Source organism: Vibrio sp. 1641, from assembly GCF_033339995.1.
Classification (GTDB): domain Bacteria; phylum Pseudomonadota; class Gammaproteobacteria; order Enterobacterales; family Vibrionaceae; genus Vibrio; species Vibrio alginolyticus.
This window is the reverse complement of the sequence record NZ_JAWOVP010000214.1, coordinates 1-662: the sequence shown is the minus strand read 5'-3', so window position 1 is coordinate 662 and position 662 is coordinate 1. Positions and strand designations below refer to the sequence as shown.

1 protein-coding gene is annotated in these 662 nt (G+C 44.6%); it reads left to right on the top strand.

What is annotated here, in order from left to right; translation table 11 throughout:
• The coding region (gene zipA / locus R7Z47_RS25130) for a cell division protein ZipA (RefSeq protein ID WP_318130800.1) at nucleotides 1-662 on the top strand (662 nt) is incomplete at both ends.

The following is a 662-nucleotide window of genomic DNA, read 5'->3' as shown; positions in this document are numbered from 1 at the left end:
CCCCTGAAGACGATTTCGAAATCATCCGTAAAGATCGCAAAGAACCAGACTTTGGGATGGAAAATACGTTTGATAGTAAGTTTGAGGCAGATCCTTTGCTTGGAGGTGTGGCAGAAGAAAAGCCTTCTGTAAAAGAAGAAGCTGAGGAAATCCCTTCTTTTGTCGCAATGAAAAACGATGTTGAAGATGTAGCAATTCAGCCGTCTGAAGTCGAAGAGCCAATGCAAGAGGTGATTGAAGAAGAGATCATGCCTTCTGCATTTGATGCGCCTAAACAAGAGATGGAAATGGTTGAAGAAGTGGCTCCTGCCGTTGTTGAACAACCAGAAGAGCCAAAGCCAGAGCCGGAAATGCAAGTGATCGTGTTGAATGTTCATTGTGCGGGCGAAGAACCATTTATTGGCACTGAACTTTTTGACAGTATGCAGCAAAATGGTCTTATCTATGGCGAGATGCATATCTTCCATCGTCATGTTGATTTATCTGGTAACGGTAAAGTGCTGTTCAGTGTGGCTAACATGATGCATCCGGGCACACTTGAGCATGGTGATCCCGCAGAGTTTTCGACGAAAGGCATTTCCTTCTTTATGACGTTGCCTTGCTATGGCGAAGCTGAGCAAAACTTCAACTTGATGTTGAGAACTGCACAGCAGATTGCGGAT